Below are 18,322 nucleotides of genomic sequence, written 5' to 3'. Positions count from 1 at the left end.
CGTGAAGGTGCGTAGTCAGGCCATCCTGGCCTGACGGTGTCGGGGCTGGAACAGTCAGGGCTGGAAGCCCTGACTACGCCGCCCCGCACGCTGGCCATCGAGCTAGCGGTCGAGCGGACTTTCATGTTCCGGGGTGGCGCGGGTGCCATGACCGTTAGCCGGTCGACCTCGCAGATCAGCGGCCCGTTAGGGAATGGTCGTCGCGTCGTTGTCGTTGTCGTTGTCGTTGTCGTAATCGAGGTTATCGTAGCGCCCCGGATTCTCCCGCACGCCAAATTACCTCGCTTCTCCCATTACGATTACGACAACGACAACGACAACGACACCCCTACCAGCCGGAATTATGAACGCCAATCAGAACATTGCGATCGCTGTCAAGCTCGCCGCGGTCCAGGCCCGCATCCTGGCCGCGACCCGGCAGGCCGGCCGTGCACCCGACAGCGTGGGCCTCGTCGCGGTGAGCAAACACCAGGGCGCGCCGGCGCTGCGCGCCGCCTATGCCGCCGGCCAGCGCGCCTTCGGCGAGAGCTATGTCCAGGAGGCCCTGGACAAGCAGGCGCAGTTGACCGATCTGGCCATCGAATGGCACTTCATCGGCCGCCTCCAGACCAACAAGACGCGCCTGATCGCCGCCGGCTTCGACTGGGTCCATGGGCTCGCGGACCTGGGCCACGCCCGGCGCCTGAGTGAGCAGCGGCCCGCGGGGCGCCCGCCGCTCAAGGTCTGCCTGCAGGTCAACACGAGCGGCGAGGCGAGCAAGGGCGGGGTCGCGCCCGGGGCGGTCGCGGACCTGCTCGCGGTCTGCGCCGGCCTGCCCGGGTTACAGGTCATGGGGCTCATGACGCTCCCGGCCCCCGCCGCCGACCCGCACGGCCGGCGCGAACCCCTGCGTGCGCTGCGCCTGCTGCGCGACCGCCTGGCGACCCCGGAGCAACCGCTCGGCTGTCTGTCCATGGGCATGTCCGACGACCTGGAGGCGGCCGTGCTGGAGGGGGCCACCCTGGTGCGGATCGGTACGGCGATCTTCGGGGCGCGTCCGTATAATAAAGAACTGGCCTTGGTCGACCCCTGAGTGGGATCGGCCTGTCGACGGCGTTTTCCGACGGTCCATGGGGACCGCAGCACCATGGGAACCTTCATGAGCACACCCAGTATTGCCTTCATCGGCGGCGGCAACATGGCGGGCAGCCTGCTCGCCGGGCTGCTTGCCGACGGCTGCCCACCCGCGTCCATCCGCGTCGCCGAGCCCAACGAGGCCCGCCGCCAGGAGCTGACCGCGCGCTTCGGCGTACGCTGCTGCGCGAACAACCGGCAGGCCGTAGGAGAGGCCGCGACCCTGATCCTGTGCGTCAAACCGCAGTTGGCACCGCAGGTCTGCCGGGAGATCGGCAGCCTGGTCTCCGAGCTTGGGCCCTTGGTCATCTCGATCATGGCCGGGGTCACGGAGGCAGCCATCCAGACCTGGCTGGGCGCGCCGGTGCCGGTGGTGCGCACCATGCCCAACACCCCGGCGCTGGTCCAGACCGGGGCCATCGGGATGCACGCCAGCCCCGAGGTCACCGAGGAGGGGCGCAACCAGGCCGAGACGATCCTGCGCGCGACCGGACTCATCCGCTGGGTGGACGACGAGGCGCAGATCGACGCGGTGACCGCCATCTCCGGGAGCGGCCCGGCCTACTTCTTCCTGCTGATGGAGGCCCTGGAACAGGCCGGGATCGACCTGGGCCTGGATGCCGAGACGGCCCGCCTGCTGACCATCCAGACCGCGCTCGGCGCCGCCCGCATGGCGGTGGAGAGTGACTCACCCCCGGCACGACTGCGCGAACAGGTGACCTCCCCGGGCGGAACCACCGAGCGCGCACTCGCGGTCTTCGAGGAGGCCGGACTGCGCGCCCTGGTCGGGCGCGCCGCACTGGCCGCCCGCGACCGCGCGGCCGAGATCTCCCGGACCCTGCTGGAGCAGTCATGAGCGGCGCCTACCTTACCAATCCCCTGGTCTTCCTCGTCCAGACCCTGTTCGGGCTCTACATCACGGTGGTGCTGATCCGCTTCCTGCTGCAATGGGCGCGCGCGGACTTCTACAACCCGTTCTCCCAGTTCATCGTGCGCATCACCTCCCCGGTGCTGCGCCCGCTGCGTCAGGTGATCCCCAGCGTGGGCGGGATGGACACCGCATCCCTGGTGCTCGTGTGGCTGCTGCAGACACTCGAACTGGCGCTGCTGGCACTGCTGCTCGGGTTCAACCCCATCGGCGCCCCGCTCTGGTCGCTGCCGGCCTTGCTGGAGCTGGTGCTGAATATCGCCCTCTTCGCCGTGCTGATCCGCGCCCTCCTGAGCTGGATCAATCCCGACCCCTACAACCCCGCTATCGGGCTGCTCACGCGCCTCACGGACCCGCTGCTGCGCCCCGCCCAGCGCGCCCTGCCCCCGATCAGCGGCATCGACCTGTCGCCCCTGGCGGTCATGATCGCCCTGGTCCTCTTGGAGATGTTGCTGGTACCGCCGTTCAAATGGCTGACCGGCAGCCCGTTTTGACGCAGGCGATGCCAATGGGCACGATCGGGACCCCCCACCGATGATTCATAGAACTGAAGACCTGGTCGATCATGTCAGCGCGCTCGGCCTGCGGACCAACATCGCCGTGGCGGCGGCCGACGACGCGGACACGATCAAGACGATCCATGAGGCCTGGACCCACGGGATCCTCGATGCGACCCTCGTGGGGCCGGAGGCCAGGATCCGGCGGATCGCCGAGGAGTTGGCGGTGGATCTGAGCCGCTTCCGGATCATCGATGCCGCCGCGGACGCCGAGTGCGTCGCGTCCTGCGTCCAGCTCGTGCGCACGGGCGAGTGCGAGGTCGTGATGAAGGGGCGGGTCAGCACGGCCGACCTGATCGGCGAGATGCTGCGCAAGGACAACGGGCTGCGCACGGACCGGGTCCTGAGCCACGTCGGCGCCTTTACCTCACCCGGCGAAAACCGGATCATGATCATCACCGACGCCGGGATCAACATAGCCCCGGACCTGGCCCGCAAACGCGATATCGTCATGAACGCGGTGGACGTCATGCACGCCCTGGGTTATGAACACCCGGGGGTGGCGGCGCTGTCATTCATCGAAAAGATCGAGAACAAAGACCTCCAGCCGAGCGTAAAGCAGGCCACGCTGGATGCCGAGCAACTCACGCAACTGTGCCGCCAGGGGCAACTCCCCGGCTGCACCGTCGATGGCCCCTTCGCGCTCGACAACGCGATCTCGCCCTACGCCGCCGGGCACAAAGGGATCAAGGGCGAGGTGGCAGGGCGGGCCGACGTGCTGCTGGCCCACGACATCAACATGGGCAACGCCATCTACAAGGCGCTGCAAATCTGGGTCAAGGTGGTCTTCGCCGGGGTGGTCGTCGGCTGCAAGACGCCGGTCGTGGTGCCCTCGCGCGTCGACAGCCCGGAGAGTAAATTGCAGTCGATTGCGCTGGCGATATTGCTGATGAAGAAGAAGGCCGGCGCGTGAGGGGCACCTGGCTTGGTGGGTCGGCGGGAGATCAGGCGAACCCGGGGGGTAAGGCCGTAGGTTCGGGTGACGAAGGAGCCCCAACGCTGTGCCGGAGATGTTCGGGTTCTGGATCTTGACCGGCAAGCTGCCTACGATCTGTGCGACCCGAAGCCCCTCAGGGCAACGGGCCACACAAACGCAAAGTAGATCAAGACCGGGTAGAGGCTAGCTTAAGTGACTGGAGATGCTCCTAGTCGCTAGCATTGTGCGATTCTAACGCAGGCAGACAACATGCATCAAGTACAGCCGAACCCTCCGCGGCGCTCAGACAGCCGACACGAGCAGATGCCTCAGGATCCATGGACCGAAGCACGCCCGATGAACAATATTGTGGTCGCAGGGCAGAAGAGGCCCCTTGAGTCCCTCTTTAGAGCCATGTATCACGACAAGTTTGACTTTCAGGACTTCGTAAGCGGTGATATTGCAAGCAATTACGAGATTGCGCATTACAAAAAGCACGATAAAACGCGAGAGGTACTGAAGCCAAACAAGAAACTCAAGGCTTTCCACACATTCCTGAATCTCTTTCTTTTCGAGCGCCTACCTGTCAACAAGGATGTCGTCTTCTCTTATCGCAAGGGCGTCGGGACTTACGATGCGGTCGCACCGCATGCGAAAAGCAGGCGCTTTTTTCAGGCGGACATAAGCGCCTTCTTCGCAAGCATCAATCGAAAAATGGTGAGCGACATCATTTCGGCTGGTCAAGACTGCACACCGATTGCCGATGTCGATGTCTACAAGGATCGAATTCTTGATTTGGTCTGCATTGGCGACACGTTGCCGACAGGGCTTCCTGCGTCGCCAACAATCACAAACGCCGTGCTTCGCCCCTTCGACGACTCTTTGGAGGCACATTGCCAATCCATTTCTGCCATCTATACACGATACTCCGACGACCTCATTATTTCGGCGCAAGATCAGGAGCCGTTGAGCCAGATAAAAGATCATATCGCGCTGACGTTATCAGATTTCACAGCAGGCAGGCTGGTCCTGAACGAGCGTAAGTGTCGCTACTTTCGAATCGGCGGAAAGGTGAAGATTCTCGGAATGGTCATTTTGCCGATTGGACAAGTTGGCGTAGATTCCAAGATACGTGCAGAAATCGAAACTTTGCTGCACTTCTATCTCCGAGACAGAAGCAAATTTCTCGACAAGATTGATGGAGACCTTGACAAGGGCGTGGAGCGCGTTTCCGGCTTCCTGAACTACATTAACACGATTGATAAGGGATACCTGGAAAAGTTGCGACGAAAGTATGGCGCAACCATTATTGATATGTTCGTTCATCGGTCGTTCGAGTGATGGGCCTCATTGTCACTCTCAGGAGCATTCAACATATCCGGCTTCTTCGGGTCGCGATCGATTTTGATCGCAATGGCCTAATGGCGATCGTTGGCAAGAACGGATGCGGGAAGACAACCCTGGCCAGGGCGATACGGAACATATCCTTTGCAGACACATTCATTAAGACTGCTGCCGTCGGAATCTTCAACGCGGACAGCTCCATTGAATACGAATTGGACGCCGAGAAGATCGTTTTCTCGTACGACAACGTAATTCGGAGCCTCAACTGCCGTCAGACAGTACCGAGCGCATGGAAAACCGCCGTCTCAGCCGAACTATCAATTCCTTTCGGCGAACGGTTCAACTTCTTCAAGTCTATCAGCGACGCCGACTTGGACATAAGAAGTGCCTTAATACTCGAAGACTTCGACTCACCACTCGAGCTGATTGCTTTTCTAAAGAGTATCTACCGGAACGAAAAATTTGCCTCTCTGGTTGAGGTCAGGGTTAAACGATCCACGTACTACTGCATAAGACTTCCAGACGGCCGGTATATTCGCGAGGACTACTTCAGTTCCGGAGAGTACTTTCTTGTCAACTTGTACAAGCGCATCCGATCGCGATGCAGACTCATCTTCGTTGACGAAATAGACATTTCTCTTGATGCCGCTGCGCAGGTCCGACTGGTTACCGAACTTCGCAGCCTTTGTGCACAATACGGAGTTAATGTGACCTTCACAACACACTCATTGGCAATGATGCGAACTCTCGACCCGAGAGAACTATATTACATGGACACGGTAGGAAACGAGGTACAGGTTCGGCTAACCTCGTATAGCTACGTTAAGAGCGTACTTTATGGATTTCGGGGTTGGGATCGATACATCTTGACCGAAGACGACGTCCTGAAAGAATTTATCGAATTCATAATCTCTAAATACCAACAGCCGGAGTTTTCGCCTCGACTTGCTGACGATGCGCGGGCCTGGAATTCGAAGTCTCTTTTCAAGGAACTCATTCGGCAGCGGCTGATGTCCAGGAGCCGCATATTTGAATACTTATGTGACAAGAACGACAATGAAATGCGCGAGTTTTCAAGAATCTTGGCGGCGTTCCTGACGGAGCCCAACATTGCTGCAGGGCATGCCACAGAAGAATAGGGAAAAGGCGTTCTTGTCACACCCCTTAGACAACGACCGACAGGAGGCGCAATGCGCGCTGACCCGAACAGTTACGACAACGACGTGGTGGCGTGGGCCAACGAACAGGCGCGGCTGCTCCGGGCCGGTTGTCTTGACGCCCTCGACATCGACCATATCGCTGATGAGATCGAAGACGTGGGCAAGAGCGAACAACGCGAATTGGCAAGTCGGATGGCGGTACTGCTGGCCCATCTGCTCAAGTGGCAGCTGCAACCGGGACGGCACGGCGCCAGTTGGGAAATCACCGTCCGGACTCAGCGCAAAGCGATTACGTTACACCTGAAGCAGGTCCCCAGTCTGAAGGCGAAACCAAGCGATGCCGAATGGTGGGGCGTCGTCTGGGGTGATACAGTTTCGCAAGCGGCAAGAGACACCGGGACAGGCGATTTCCCGGAATCCTGTCCCTGGACTTTCGACCAGATCATGAATCCGGAGTTTTGGCCGGCATCGCTCGACTGACCCAGTGCACGGCAAGTTGGTAGGGGGGCCAGGCTCAATCGAATCTTAATCGCGCGGCCGAGCCCAACCGGGGGGCGCCGCGCTATTGCGCGAACAAGTCTTGAAGCACAGCGAGCACCTCGCCGAGCGTCTTGGCGTCCACCGCCCCGAGCTTGCGGATGAGACGCGTCTTATCCAGGGTTCTGATTTGATCCAACACGATCAGGCCGACCTTTCCCTGGAATGTCAGCGGGACTCTGAACGGGGCGGGGTGACTCCCGGTCGTCATCGGTGCCACGATCAGGGTTCGCAAGTGATCGTTGAGGTCCGCCGGTGAAATAATCAGGCACGGCCGTGTTTTCTGAATTTCGCTGCCGATCGTCGGGTCGAGGCCGGCGAGCCAGATCTCGCCCCGCGTCACCAATCCCATCGTGCGTCATCCTCGTTGGCGAATACGGGCCAGACAAGGGCGTCACCGCCCGCGGCAGCAAGCGCCCGACTGGCGTCCGCCCAGCCTTCCCGCACTGCCGGCCTTGGCTTGCGCAACACGATGGCACCATCTTCAACCGCCATCTCGGCGATGTGGTCGATTCCTGTCTGCGCGAGCAGGGCCTTGGGGATCAGGACACCTTGCGAATTGCCGATTTTTCGGATTGTGGCTCTCATGGATGCTGGCCGATTTTCATCTGATGTAATAACAATATTATAACATGCGCAGGACTCTACGTGCGATTCCGGGGGCCGACGCGATGCCGAGGAGCGTGCGCAGGCCGAGGCACAGGCCAGACGTGACGCCGAGCGGCGCGCCGAGGCGCAGACCCAGCGCGCCGACGCCGAGGCACGGGCGCGCCGACAGGTCGAACAAGAGTTGGCGGACCTGCGGGTGCAGTTGGCACAGCGACTGCCGCCACCCTGACGTGGCCTCGTCGCGGCTGAAGCCGCTCCCACGGGGGACTTTCATGGTCCGGGGTGGTTAGCCCGTGCCGCGGCGGCGGTTTCGTCTCAGACGCCGCCGGGGGTGGCGTGCCCAGGGGAGCGGATGCCCCACCAGCGCAGCAGGTTGGTCTGCGCCCGCTGTGCCAGCACCAGGGTGTCATCGACACCCTGGAACCAGGCCCCGACCAGACCACGCGGGCCAACGAACCAGGGCAGGACCCAGGCCGGGGGGACGGGGGCCGGGGCCGGTGTCGGCGCCGCCACGGGGGCTGGTGCCGGGGGCGGCTCCGGTGCCAGCGTCGGCGCCGCTGCCGGGGCGGGCGTCAAGGCGCAGTCGTACTCCAGGGTGCCGTCCTCGACGCGCTGGGCCGTGCCGCCCATGTGGCGGGCAAGCTTGCGCATCTGCATATTGTCGGCCAGCACCTCAAAGCACAGTTGGCGGATGCCGGCGGCCGCGGCCGCCTGCATCACGGCATCGGCCAGCGCGGAGCCCAGGCCCCGCCCCTGTTCGGCGTCCAACACGGTGATGGAGAACTCGGCGCAGGGGCCGCGCGGGACCAGGCGGACACAGCGCACGAAGCCCAGGGCCTCCTGCTCCTGTCCCTGCTCGTCCAGCCGGATCGCGGCCAACGCGATGTGATCGCCGCCGTCGGCACCGGAAAAAAAGTCGAGTTCCTTCTCGCTCAGGGCGCGCTTGGTGGCGAAGAAGCGCAGGCGGCTGGACTCGGGCGAGAGGGTGCGAAAGCACAGGTCAAGGCGCTCGCGATCGGCGCGGCCCGAGGGGCGGATGCGCAGAGTCAGCGGTGTGAAGCGCGGGTCTAAGCGCCGCATCTCATGGTGGAGGTGCGTGGGTGTCGTCATGCGGATCCCCTGCCGGTCGGGCAGTTGGGCGAAAGGCCAGGGCGGCGAAGTGACCGCGGTCATTTGTTGCAGCGCACAATAGAGCACGGCGCGGCAGGCCAGGCAACCTCAGAACGACTGCCGGTCCGACGGACGGTCATTTGCGACGCAGGTCGCGGTGCCACTCGCAAACCAGCATAGAAAATTACTATAAAGAAGATTGACCGGCTTCCCAACGCCCGTTGTTGATGCAGGTCGCAGCCTGGAAATGCCGCGCCGATTCGAGCAATGCCGTCAGACTCCCCGCGGTGCAGACCGCAAGGACGCCCGCAGGCACGCGATGGCCCGTGACGCCGCCCGCGCGACCCAGGTCCCGGCGCGGCCCGCGGCGGCCGGCGCGCCCGCGGTATCGCACCCCGCAGGCACCGGGGAGGCCTGCTCCAGCAGGGCCGCCAAGGCCGCCCCGGGGAGCGGCGCACTGAACAGGGGTCCCTGTGCCTCGTCGCAACCGTATTGCGTAAGGATGCGCACCTGACCCGGGGTCTCCACCCCATCGGCCAGGACCGCCAACCCAAAGGCGTGACCCAGCGCGATGATCCCCTTAACGATGGTCGCGGCGGCCGGGTTCGCCTCCAGGTCCCGCAGCAATGACGGCGCGATCTTCACGCGGGTCAGCGGCACTTCCCCGAGTTGGCGCAGTGCAATGGCATCCGACCCAAAGTCCCGCAGCGTTAGTTGCACACCTTGTTCACGCAGGCGCGCGAGTGCGTGAACCGTGCCTTGCGAATGGCGCACGATGACTGATTCAGGGATCTCCAGTTCCACCACGAAGGCCCGTGCGGACAGCGCGGCGCTCACCCGCCGGATCAAGGGTGCGAGGTGGTCCGGATCGAAATGCGGCGCCGCGATGCCGAAGGCGACCCGCAGCTCGCGCAAACCACCGGCACCCGCCTGCTGCGCCTGTGCCGTCACCGTGCGCATCAGCCAATGCTCCAACGCCGTGATCATTCCGGTGGTTGCGACGAGCGCGGAGAAGGTTCCCGGGTCGAGCAGACCGTGCCCCGGCCGGTTCCAGCCCAGGATGACCTCGCAGCCGCTGATCCGCAGGTCGCGCAGTCTGACCCGCGGCTGATACTGGATGACCAGTTCCCGGCGGCCCCAGGCGTGGCGCAGGTCCGCTGCCAATTCGTCGTGCTGCTTGAAATCGGGACTGGTCTGCGGCGAATAGAAGCAGGCCCGGTTGCCGCCGGCCTTCTTGGCCTCGTACATCGCGCTGTCAGCACAGTTCAGAAGGGTTTCCAGTGTCTTGCCGTCCTTCGGGAAGAGTGTGATGCCGATGCTGGCACCCACGCTCAGCTCCCGGCCATGCTCGCGAAACGGGGTCGCTGCCAGTTGCGCGAGGATGTTTGCGGCGACCCGGCCGGCAGCGCCCTCCACCGAGAGATCGGGCATGATGATGGCGAACTCATCGCCGCCGATCCGTGCCACGAGGTCCGTCCGACGCACGGACGCCTTGAGCGCGGTGGCGAAGAATTGCAGCAAGCGGTCGCCGCCGCTGTGCCCCAGGCCGTCGTTGACCTCCTTGAACTTGTCCAGATCGATGTAGATCAGCCCTAACGGATGCTTGTCGCGGCGCGCCGCGCTCAGGGCACGGCCGAGGTGCTCGAGCAGGCTGGCACGGTTGGCGAGCCCGGTGAGGCTGTCGCAATAGGCGAGTTGGACGAGTGAGTTTTTCGCGGCATCCTGGCCCGTCATGTCGGAGAGCATGCAGACGTAGTACTTCGCCCCGCCATGCGCGTCCGGGATGGCGTTGACCTGCGCCCACTCCATGTAGGTGTCCCCGTCCTTGCGGCGGTTCGCTATCTCGCCCTGCCAGTAACCGCGGGCGCGCAATTGCGTCAGGATCGGATGATCAGGGCCCTCGACCCCGCCGGCCTGAAGGAACACGCCGGGGACCTGGCCCAGGGACTCGGTGGCGGTGTACCCCGTAATCGTGGTGAATGCGGGATTCACCGCGATGGTGCGATAGGCAGCATCGGTGACGATGACGGCCTGGGCGCTATGCTCCACCACGCTGGCGGCCAGGCTGAGACCCTCTTCCAGTTCTTCGAGCCCGGAGGCATCGAGCAAGACGGCACGCAGTGGCCCGTCCCCCGGGGTGCCGAGATTGAGCGTCTCGATGCGCACCGGCAGCGGCGGCCCGTCGGCGCGCTCGAGCGTGAACTCGCACAGGTCGAAGGCGGCCCCCCGGGCGAGGCGTTCGAGGTGCCCGGCCACCTGGTGGGCGCCATCCCCGGAGCAGAATTCCCGCAGGAAGTGCCCGTCGAGCGACGCCTGACCGGGCCGCAGGATGGCTGCGGCGGCGCGATTGGCGCGTGCGATCCGGCCGTTGAGGCCCATGACCAGGAAAGCGACCGGCGCCCGCTCAAAGAGGTCCCGGTAACAGGTAAGTTCGTCCCGCGGGTCGGCGAGGTCGAGGTCGGGGGTGGTGAGGGCCTCTTCAAACCGGCTGGCCGCCGCCGCGAGCGCGAGCATCCCCTGGGCCTGGGGCCGCGCCGCGTCGCGGTGGGTGGCCACGCACAGATTCGCGGTCGCCGACCACGCGCGGCGACGGAATTCAACCACATTGGACTTGCCTGGAACCATCTTGCCTAGTCGTCCGGAGTTCGGTTGCCCAACAACGACTGGCGCCCACGCGAGACGGATCGCCGCCGCGCGGCGGCCGATTTTTTCTTCTTCTGTACCGTCAGATTAGGCGCAGATTGGGCGGCGCAATGTGACCGGGTTCACGGAAAGCCAGGGGAAATCCACCCAACCGATGATCCCCGCGTTGATCGCCTGAACCGCCGGGCGATTCCCGCGGGACCCGGGCGGCCGGGAGTCACTGGCGAACGGCGGTGCCACGCGCTCGGGGCGGGCGTGATCCAGTGGCCCAGCGCCGCGGCTGCCGACAGGCGTCGCTGCATTCCCGCAAGCGATTGGTGCAATACCCGTAGAGGTTCTCGCTGCACGACCACCAGGGGTAGCCGCATTCGGGCTCGCTGCTGGAGTTGCACCAGCGGAAATCGCGTTGGGCGACCTGATAGCCGGCCTCGCACTGTCGGTAGTCGTAACGGGCGTCGTCGTCACACCGATCCTTGACCGTCTGGCAGCGGCTGAGGCATCCAATCTCATGCACCTGCCGCGCCGCCGCGTCGCGGGTGTGCGCGGAGCACCCCGTCAGGGCACACAGGACGGCGGCGGCGGCGACCCACCCGGCGGCGACGCGGCGGCGCCGGCCGCCCATGGCGGGTGCGGGATCGGGGTTTCGGGTACTGGGGGTTGGACTCATCTGGGTGATCCCGCTCCAAGGTAAAGGCGCGACGGGGGACGGCAGGCAGCAACCGGCCCCCGGTTCAGGGTCGCCGACACCCCGCAGGCGCCTGACGGGCCCGCGACGGCGTGGCGCCATGGGCTGCAACTTTACCGTGAAAGCGCGACTTCGCCTAACAACGCCTCCCAGGCCGCCAACGCCTGCTGCTGCCCGAAGCGATCCTCCAACATGCGCCGCGCATTGCTCCCTTGGCGCTCCCGCGCGTCTGCATCGTCGCGCAACTGCCGCACCGCTGCGGCAAAGCCCGCGGCGTCCCCCTCGGCGACGGCTCGGCCGCAATCATAGGTTGCGAGCAGCCGCGGGATCTCGCCGTCCGGATCGCCCACAAACAGGATCGGTCGGCCCGCCGCCGCGATTCCATAGGAGTGCCGCCGCATCGAGCACCGTCGCATAGGCGTGCGCCCGCCCCAGGTTCCCGGAGTAGCCCACGACGAAGGCATCCTCCACCCCCCACTCGCGACGCAGCCGATTCGCCGCGGGCGCGAGCGGGCGAATGGCCTCGCAATCGGCCCAGTTATGGAGCACGCGAACCTGCCCTGAAGGGATCCCGGTCGCCCGCACCGCCTTGGCCATCCGCTCACCGATCGCCACATTCAGCGTCGCGTGTCGCAGGGACCGATTACGCACCTGGCGTAGCCAAGCCCCGAGCCGACCACCCAAGGCCCCGACACCAAGGGCCGTGGCCACCTCAGGGTACAGGTCCTGCAGCCAGTTCACCACGCGCACCGGCCGACCGGTCAGAGCCCAATAAACCAACACGGACAGAAGCGGCGGGTCGGTCATGGCGACCACCACGTCGTCCGCCCGCGCCAGCCTGCGCAAGTGCCAGCCCACAGTCAGATAAAAGCTCAGATAATCCACCGCATCAGGTCCATATCACCCAGTCAAGCTCCAGTCGGCACCCATCCCCAGTGAGGACCACCTCCAAGCACTGCGCCGGGAGACTCAGGCCGAATTGCGGGTGCCACTGATCGGCAACGATGCGCGCCTGGCCGCCCGACACCTGCCAGCGGACGATCCGCCCGCCGGGCAGATGCAGGCGACCCCGCTCGCTCGTCCCCTCGGCCACGACCTCGGGGTGCAGATGGAACCGCGCGGTGGCCTCACTGAACACACCCTCGATGCGGTCGGTCACCGTCAAGCGGCCCGGGGTCAGCTCCCAGGTGCGACGATGCAGCGGTCGCCCCGGCAGTCGGCGATAACCGTCGTGGGCGGCCGAGGCCAGGAGTGGACCGTCCGGCGATGGGGTGGCTGGTGGGCGTGCGCCTGGCCGCCCCAAGCTCCCGCGCAGCGCAACCAGGTCAAGGTGCGGGACCGGGTCCACCCGCACATCCAACGGCCGCGCCCGCCGTGCGACCCGAAAACCGCCCCAGACCTCGCTCGAATCCGCCCCGTCGATCTGCACCGTGCTGTGCGCCGCGGTACCCCGCTCCGCCAGCCGCTCCGGGCCGCTGCCGTAGCGCGAGGTCCCGCCGTTAACGATCACCCGCCGCCCGAACAGTGACAGTTCAAACGACAGCGTGTCGGCATGCGCATGTCCCGGCAGATAATCCGGTCCAATCGGCGCCACATCCAGCAGCGCCACCGCCGGCCCCCGCGTCAGGCGCAGATAGCCCGACTCGCGCAGCCAGACCAAACCGTCGGCAGCAGACTCCGCCGGCCGCAGCCCGAGCCGCCGCCCGTAGTCGATCAACTGCACCAGGGTCGGCGCAATCCCCAGCGCCGCATCGTTGAAGAAGGCAATCTCACCATCCGGGTGACACAGCGCCTGCAGCCACTGCGCCATCAGTTGCGCCTGGTCCCGGTAGAACCCCAGTGACCCTGGATCGATCGTCGCCGGATAGGCAGTGGCCAGGTTCACCAGGTCCAGCACATCCTCAAGCAGGATCGCATGGTACATGGGGCTGCGCTCGCAGTGCCCGCCGTCGGGCAGCACCTGCTCGCAGAGCTGCGCCGAGAGTATCCCCCGCCCCTGCGCGCGCCACGCATCCGCCTCGTCGCCGTGAAAGAAGGACCCGGCAAAGACCAATGCCTTGGCATTCGCCAACAGATGATTCCCCAGCAGATGATACTCCATCCGCCGCCGCAGCCAGCGCGCCTGCACCGCCAGGCTGTGTAGACAGTCGGGCGGCAGCGCGTTGCCCGCCAATGCCCATTTGACCCAGTTGACGATCCGCAGCGAGGTCGGATAGGGCTCCCAGCCGGTGCCGATGCCCGGCGGATTCTCCGCCACCCAGCGCCGCAGCAGCGCCCGCTGCCAGTTGGCTCGCGTCGGCGCCTCAACCGCGTTCAGATCATCGAAATAGCTCAGGTTGTAGAGCCAGAGCTGGTCGCGCCGCGGATGGTTCCAGTCCGCTGACCCTGCGACCCGGTGCTCCTCGTTCAGCAAGCGCAAGGTCTCCGGTCCCAGCAGCGACACCGGCCGCGCCACCGGCGTTGCCCAGTGTGGCTCCAGCCGCCGCAGTGGCGGAGCCAGGCGCTCATCCAGGCGCGGTCGGTACAGCCGAAACCAGAATCGTCCGTACAGTTGCACCGGGCGCAGATGGCGTAGCGTGTGCCAGTAGCGTAACAACAACGCGTAGCGGCTCAGGAACGGTTCAGTGATAGGTTAAACAAATCCATTGGGGAGTGCTTTTGCGCCATTGTCGTTGTCGTTGTCGTTGTCGTTGTCGTTGTCGTTGTCGTAATCGTAATCGTAATCGTAATCGTAATCGAGGTTATCGTAGCGCCCCCGGATTCTCTCGCACGCCGGATTGCATCGATTCTCCGATTACGACAACGACAACGACAACGATCGTGTTTGTGTGCAACTGGCTCTTGACTCGTTACTCAGGGTCTCACCTGCCAACGCGTTCCAGGATGGTCAACATCCGCCGCGCCAACGCCGTGCGGTCATAGCGCGGCGCCGCCGCCAGGCACTGCGCACGCAGGCGTTGGTAGAGGGCTTGATCCCGGGCCAGGCGCAGCACACCCTCGCACAGCGCCTGCGCGTTCTCCGGCTCGAACACCAGGCCCACCCCTTCGCGTTCCACGATCTCGGCGGACTCGCCCGCCACGCCATGCAGCACCGGGACGCCCATGCCCATGCACTCGAACAGCTTCGAGGGAATCACCCGGGTAAAGTTGTCGCTCCTCTTCAGATGGATGATCGAGACATCCAGCAACGACCAGTAGCGCGGCACCTCGGCCTTCGGCACCGTATCGAGAAAAAGGATGTTGTCCAAACCCATGCGCTGCGCGGTCGCCTTCAGCGCCTGCTTGCGGGCACCGTCACCCAAGAACACGATGCGTACCAGGACGCCCTCCGGATGCGCCCGCAGCAGCGCCGCCGCCGCCAGTACCGTCTCCAGCGCATGCGCCATCCCATGGGTGCCGATGTAGCCCGCGACGAACTTGCCGGTCAGCCCCAGTCGCGCCGCCAGCTCCGGATCACGCGTCATTGGACGAAAGCGCGTCAGGTCTACGCCGTTGGTAACGACCTGGATCTTCTCGCCGTCGATACCGCGTGCAATCAAGTTGCGCCGGAACGACGCGGTGACCGCAACCACCGCCGCCGCGCGACGATAGAGAAACAACTCCAGGCGCTCCATGAGCCGCAGCAGCGCTGAATCAGACATGGCGCCGACGGCCTTGATCGACTCCGGCCACAGATCGCGCAACTCGAACACAAATGGCCGCCGCCGCAGGACGGAAAGGACCCAGGCCGCGCAGTTGGTAAAAAACTGCGGCGAGGTGCCGACGATCACATCCGGCCGGCGCTGTAGCACGCCGGCCAAAAACCCGGTCATCATAAAAGACAAATAATCGAGCGTCCGCCTGGTGAAACCCGAGTTGGCAGTGACATAGGTCCAGACGCGCACCACCTCGATACCATCCATTATTTCGCGCTGCCACAGTCGATTACGGTAGCCCGGAAAGACCTTCCCGGCGGGAAAGTTCGGCACGCCGGTGATCACCGTCACCCGATGCCCTGCCCTTACCCATTCCCGACAATGCTCAAATGTCCGCGAGGCCGGCGCGTTTACCTCCGGCGCAAAGTTATCGCTCAAGAACAAAATCAGCATGGTTGCGCCATCGTAATGGCCACCCGGCTCACCTCCAGGATCTCCTCCAGCGCAATCGGCGCCGGCCCGCCCATGCGCAACGCCTGCATAAAGGCCGCGGCGCAGGCGCGCTGACCCTTGTCCTGGCTCCACAGGTTCATCGACTTGAAACCAGGCCAGCCGAAGCCGCGCAGACGCCGGAAATTATCGAGCTGCAAGACCCGCCCGGCGGCGAAGACCTCCAACCGCTCCTTGGGGAACGCCTTACTGCCGTTGGCCAGATAGTGGACGGTGCCGATCGAGCCATCGGCAAAGCCGAGCTGCAGGCTCACCGTATCGCCCGTGGCCGACGCCATCCCGATCCGCGCATGGTGCACGATCGGCGCCCCCGCCAGGAACCGCAGCAGATCAATGAAGTGGCAGGCCTCGCCGAGGATCCGCCCCCCGCCCACCGCCGGGTCCTGGGTCCAGTGTCCCGGCGGGATTGTACCCGCGTTGACCGTCATCACGAACGCCTTCGGCCCCGTCACACCGGCCAGCAGCGCCTTGATCTTCTGCACCTGCGGCGCAAAGCGGCGGTTAAAGCCGACCATCAGCAAGAGTTTCTGGCTCCCAGGCTCCAGCGTAGGAGCACGCGCAGACGCTCCAGCGTCCAGCCCACCCTCGGGACGCGGAGCGTCCGCACGACACTCCCACGCAGAGCGTGGGAGCGAGGGCGCAAGCGCTGTCTCGATCCGCCCAAGCTCCTCCAGCGTCAAGCACAGCGGCTTCTCCACAAACACCGCCTTCCCCGCCGCCAGCCCCTGCAACACCAGCCGCGCATGACTGTCGTGCCGCGTCGTAATCACCAGCGCCTCGGCTTGCGGATCGGCGAACAGCGACTCCGTGTCCGTCGTGGTGCGCAAGAAGCCGAACTTGCGCGCCGCATGCACCCCGCTCACCCCCCCGCTGGAGGCCACCGACACCAACCGCGCCCCGGCCGCCGTGAACGCGGGGATCAACACCCCTGTCGCATAATTCCCGGCCCCGATGAAGCTGACCCCCCCGGCCTCCGCCGCCCCCACTTGGCTCCCTCGAGCCATCTGGCTCCCTCGAGCCATCTGGCTCCCTCGAGCCATCTGGCTCCCACGCTCCAGCGTGGGAGCAAGCGCGGACGCTCCAGCGTCCAGCCCACCGTCGGGACGCAGAGCGTCCGCACGACACTCCCACGCAGAGCGTGGGAGCGAGAAGGAAGCAGAGCGTGGGAGCGAGAAGGAAGCAGAGCGTGGGAGCGAGAAGGAAGCAGAGCATGGGAGCGAGAAGGAAGCAGAGCATGGGAGCGAGTAGGAACGCTCCCGCAGCCGCGCGTCATCCCCCCCGGGATACTCCAACAGGATCCCCAGCGACGGCTCAGCCCCGCCCACCACCGCATAGGCGCGCTCGGCCTCCGCCAAGGCAAACCGATGCGACACCAGCGGCCCCACATCCAGCCGCCCATCGGCCAACATATCCAGCACCGCCTCGAAATTGCGCTGCTCGGTCCAGCGCACGAAACCCACCGGATAATCCTGTCCGTGCTCCTCGTACAACGGATCATAGCGCCCCGGCCCATAGGAGCAGGAAACCTGAAAACTCAGCTCCTTCTCGTAGAAATCCGCCCGCGACAACGCAAGCCCCACCACCCCAACCAGCACGATCCGCCCACGCCGCCGACACATGAGCGCCGCCTGATGCACCGGTTCATGACTGCGCGTCGCCGCCGTGATGATGACCGCATCCACCCCGCGCCCGCGCGCAAAGGTCGCGGCCACCGCCACCGGGTCCTGCCCCGCCGCCAGGTCCACCGTCGCGGCACCGAATTGGCGCGCCAACGCCAGCTTGGCCGGGTCCAGGTCGATGCCCAGTACCCGGCAGCCATGGGCACGCAGCAGTTGCACCGTCATCAGCCCGATCAACCCGAGCCCGGTCACCACCACCGCCTCGCCCAAGGTCGGCGCCGCCAGCCGGATACCCTGCAAGGCAATGGCCCCGATCACCGTAAAGGCCGCCGCCTCGTCCCCCACGCCATCCGGGATCCGGGCGCAGAGATTCACCGGCACGCTCACCATCTCCGCATGGCGGCCGTTGGACGCCACCCGGTCGCCCACCGCAAATCCCGCTACCCCCGCACCCAGCTCCGCCACCACCCCGACGTTGCAATAGCCCAACGGCAACGGCTGCTCCAGCTTGTTGCGCACCGCCTCCAGGGTCGGCACCAGACCATCGGTGCGCACCTTCTCCAACACCTGCCGCACCTTCTCCGGCTGCTGGCGCGCCTTCTCCAGTGGATTGGCCTTACCGAAGTCCACCAACATCCGCTCAGTCCCGGCGGAGATCAGCGTACAGGACGTGCGGATCAACAGCGCCCCGCGACCCACCCGCGGACACGGCACCTCGGCCAGCTCAGTACGGCCATCCTTAAGATTCTGCAGAATTTGTTTCAAGCTAAAACTCAGATAAAATGAGGGAGAACAGGTGTTTGTACGAGCTGTCGTGCGGCCTACCCGCCGGTTTGGCGGTCGCCCGAGCGGACGCGCGAGATCGACGTTGGCGAGGGGATCGGGAGGCCTTGATCATATCCGGCCACCCTCGTCGCGGCGGCCCGTCGCGGCCGGGGGGCCGCTCCTACGGCGCG

Annotated in this window: 19 protein-coding genes; 7 read left to right on the top strand and 12 right to left on the bottom strand. The window is 65.0% G+C overall.

Annotated elements, in window-relative coordinates:
- Nucleotides 1-275, bottom strand: a 275-nt coding sequence (locus QZY48_RS01800; protein ID WP_295426924.1) for a hypothetical protein, incomplete at its 3' end; no start/stop codon positions are given.
- Between the two features lie 68 nt (nucleotides 276-343).
- On the opposite strand from QZY48_RS01800, the gene QZY48_RS01795 reads away from it, so the two are divergent.
- The 7 genes from QZY48_RS01795 to QZY48_RS01765 all read left to right on the top strand — a co-directional run bounded on the left by QZY48_RS01795 (nucleotide 344) and on the right by QZY48_RS01765 (nucleotide 6,498).
- A complete protein-coding gene (locus QZY48_RS01795; RefSeq protein ID WP_295426921.1) occupies nucleotides 344-1,072 on the top strand; it encodes a YggS family pyridoxal phosphate-dependent enzyme in 729 nt (242 codons plus the stop codon).
- 66 nt (nucleotides 1,073-1,138) lie between these two features.
- Complete coding sequence (gene proC, locus QZY48_RS01790) at nucleotides 1,139-1,969, top strand: pyrroline-5-carboxylate reductase (RefSeq protein WP_295426920.1); 831 nt, start codon at nucleotides 1,139-1,141, stop codon at nucleotides 1,967-1,969.
- Complete coding sequence (locus QZY48_RS01785; RefSeq protein WP_295426918.1) at nucleotides 1,966-2,535, top strand: YggT family protein; 570 nt, start codon at nucleotides 1,966-1,968, stop codon at nucleotides 2,533-2,535. The genes proC and QZY48_RS01785 overlap by 4 nt, the downstream gene beginning before the upstream one ends.
- A 40-nt stretch (nucleotides 2,536-2,575) precedes the next feature.
- Nucleotides 2,576-3,511 (top strand): bifunctional enoyl-CoA hydratase/phosphate acetyltransferase, encoded by a 936-nt coding sequence (locus QZY48_RS01780; protein WP_295426917.1) that lies wholly within the window; start codon nucleotides 2,576-2,578, stop codon nucleotides 3,509-3,511.
- Between the two features lie 273 nt (nucleotides 3,512-3,784).
- Nucleotides 3,785-4,855, top strand: a complete 1,071-nt coding sequence (locus tag QZY48_RS01775; RefSeq protein ID WP_295426914.1) for a reverse transcriptase family protein — start codon at nucleotides 3,785-3,787, stop codon at nucleotides 4,853-4,855.
- Nucleotides 4,855-5,997 (top strand): AAA family ATPase, encoded by a 1,143-nt coding sequence (locus tag QZY48_RS01770; RefSeq protein WP_295426912.1) that lies wholly within the window; start codon nucleotides 4,855-4,857, stop codon nucleotides 5,995-5,997. The genes QZY48_RS01775 and QZY48_RS01770 overlap by 1 nt, the downstream gene beginning before the upstream one ends.
- 51 nt (nucleotides 5,998-6,048) lie before the next feature.
- Nucleotides 6,049-6,498: a DUF29 domain-containing protein gene (locus QZY48_RS01765; RefSeq protein WP_295426910.1), complete on the top strand. Its 450-nt coding sequence runs from the start codon at nucleotides 6,049-6,051 to the stop codon at nucleotides 6,496-6,498.
- 82 nt (nucleotides 6,499-6,580) lie between these two features.
- Here QZY48_RS01765 and QZY48_RS01760 read toward each other — a convergent pair whose 3' ends face one another.
- The 11 genes from QZY48_RS01760 to QZY48_RS01710 all read right to left on the bottom strand — a co-directional run bounded on the left by QZY48_RS01760 (nucleotide 6,581) and on the right by QZY48_RS01710 (nucleotide 18,131).
- On the bottom strand, nucleotides 6,581-6,907 hold the full coding sequence (locus tag QZY48_RS01760) for a type II toxin-antitoxin system PemK/MazF family toxin (RefSeq protein WP_295426907.1): 327 nt from the start codon (nucleotides 6,905-6,907) through the stop codon (nucleotides 6,581-6,583).
- On the bottom strand, nucleotides 6,895-7,143 hold the full coding sequence (locus tag QZY48_RS01755) for an AbrB/MazE/SpoVT family DNA-binding domain-containing protein (protein WP_295426905.1): 249 nt from the start codon (nucleotides 7,141-7,143) through the stop codon (nucleotides 6,895-6,897). The genes QZY48_RS01760 and QZY48_RS01755 overlap by 13 nt, the downstream gene beginning before the upstream one ends.
- Nucleotides 7,144-7,180: 37 nt before the next feature.
- Nucleotides 7,181-7,438, bottom strand: a complete 258-nt coding sequence (locus QZY48_RS01750; RefSeq protein WP_295426903.1) for a hypothetical protein — start codon at nucleotides 7,436-7,438, stop codon at nucleotides 7,181-7,183.
- Nucleotides 7,439-7,479: 41 nt separating this feature from the next.
- Entirely contained in the window at nucleotides 7,480-8,274 is a 795-nt protein-coding gene (locus tag QZY48_RS01745) for a GNAT family N-acetyltransferase (protein ID WP_295426901.1), read from the bottom strand.
- A gap of 273 nt (nucleotides 8,275-8,547) precedes the next feature.
- Nucleotides 8,548-10,830: a bifunctional diguanylate cyclase/phosphodiesterase gene (locus QZY48_RS01740; RefSeq protein WP_295426899.1), complete on the bottom strand. Its 2,283-nt coding sequence runs from the start codon at nucleotides 10,828-10,830 to the stop codon at nucleotides 8,548-8,550.
- 304 nt (nucleotides 10,831-11,134) lie between these two features.
- Entirely contained in the window at nucleotides 11,135-11,584 is a 450-nt protein-coding gene (locus QZY48_RS01735) for a hypothetical protein (protein ID WP_295426897.1), read from the bottom strand.
- A gap of 131 nt (nucleotides 11,585-11,715) precedes the next feature.
- Entirely contained in the window at nucleotides 11,716-11,952 is a 237-nt protein-coding gene (locus QZY48_RS01730) for a hypothetical protein (RefSeq protein ID WP_295426895.1), read from the bottom strand.
- A complete protein-coding gene (locus QZY48_RS01725; RefSeq protein ID WP_295426893.1) occupies nucleotides 11,906-12,487 on the bottom strand; it encodes a glycosyltransferase in 582 nt (193 codons plus the stop codon). Before QZY48_RS01725 ends, QZY48_RS01730 begins: the two co-directional genes overlap by 47 nt.
- Before the next feature lie 4 nt (nucleotides 12,488-12,491).
- Nucleotides 12,492-14,201 carry an alginate lyase family protein gene (locus QZY48_RS01720; RefSeq protein ID WP_295426891.1) on the bottom strand — a complete coding sequence of 570 codons (1,710 nt, stop codon included), beginning with the start codon at nucleotides 14,199-14,201 and terminating at the stop codon, nucleotides 12,492-12,494.
- 262 nt (nucleotides 14,202-14,463) lie between these two features.
- A complete protein-coding gene (locus QZY48_RS01715; RefSeq protein WP_295426889.1) occupies nucleotides 14,464-15,690 on the bottom strand; it encodes a glycosyltransferase family 4 protein in 1,227 nt (408 codons plus the stop codon).
- Nucleotides 15,684-18,131 carry a bi-domain-containing oxidoreductase gene (locus tag QZY48_RS01710; RefSeq protein ID WP_295426887.1) on the bottom strand — a complete coding sequence of 816 codons (2,448 nt, stop codon included), beginning with the start codon at nucleotides 18,129-18,131 and terminating at the stop codon, nucleotides 15,684-15,686. Before QZY48_RS01710 ends, QZY48_RS01715 begins: the two co-directional genes overlap by 7 nt.
- Nucleotides 18,132-18,322 lie beyond the last annotated feature (191 nt).

Origin of the sequence: uncultured Thiodictyon sp. (genome assembly GCF_903828115.1) — a bacterium.
Lineage (GTDB): Bacteria > Pseudomonadota > Gammaproteobacteria > Chromatiales > Chromatiaceae > Thiodictyon.
This window is presented reverse-complemented; position numbering and strand designations above follow the sequence as displayed.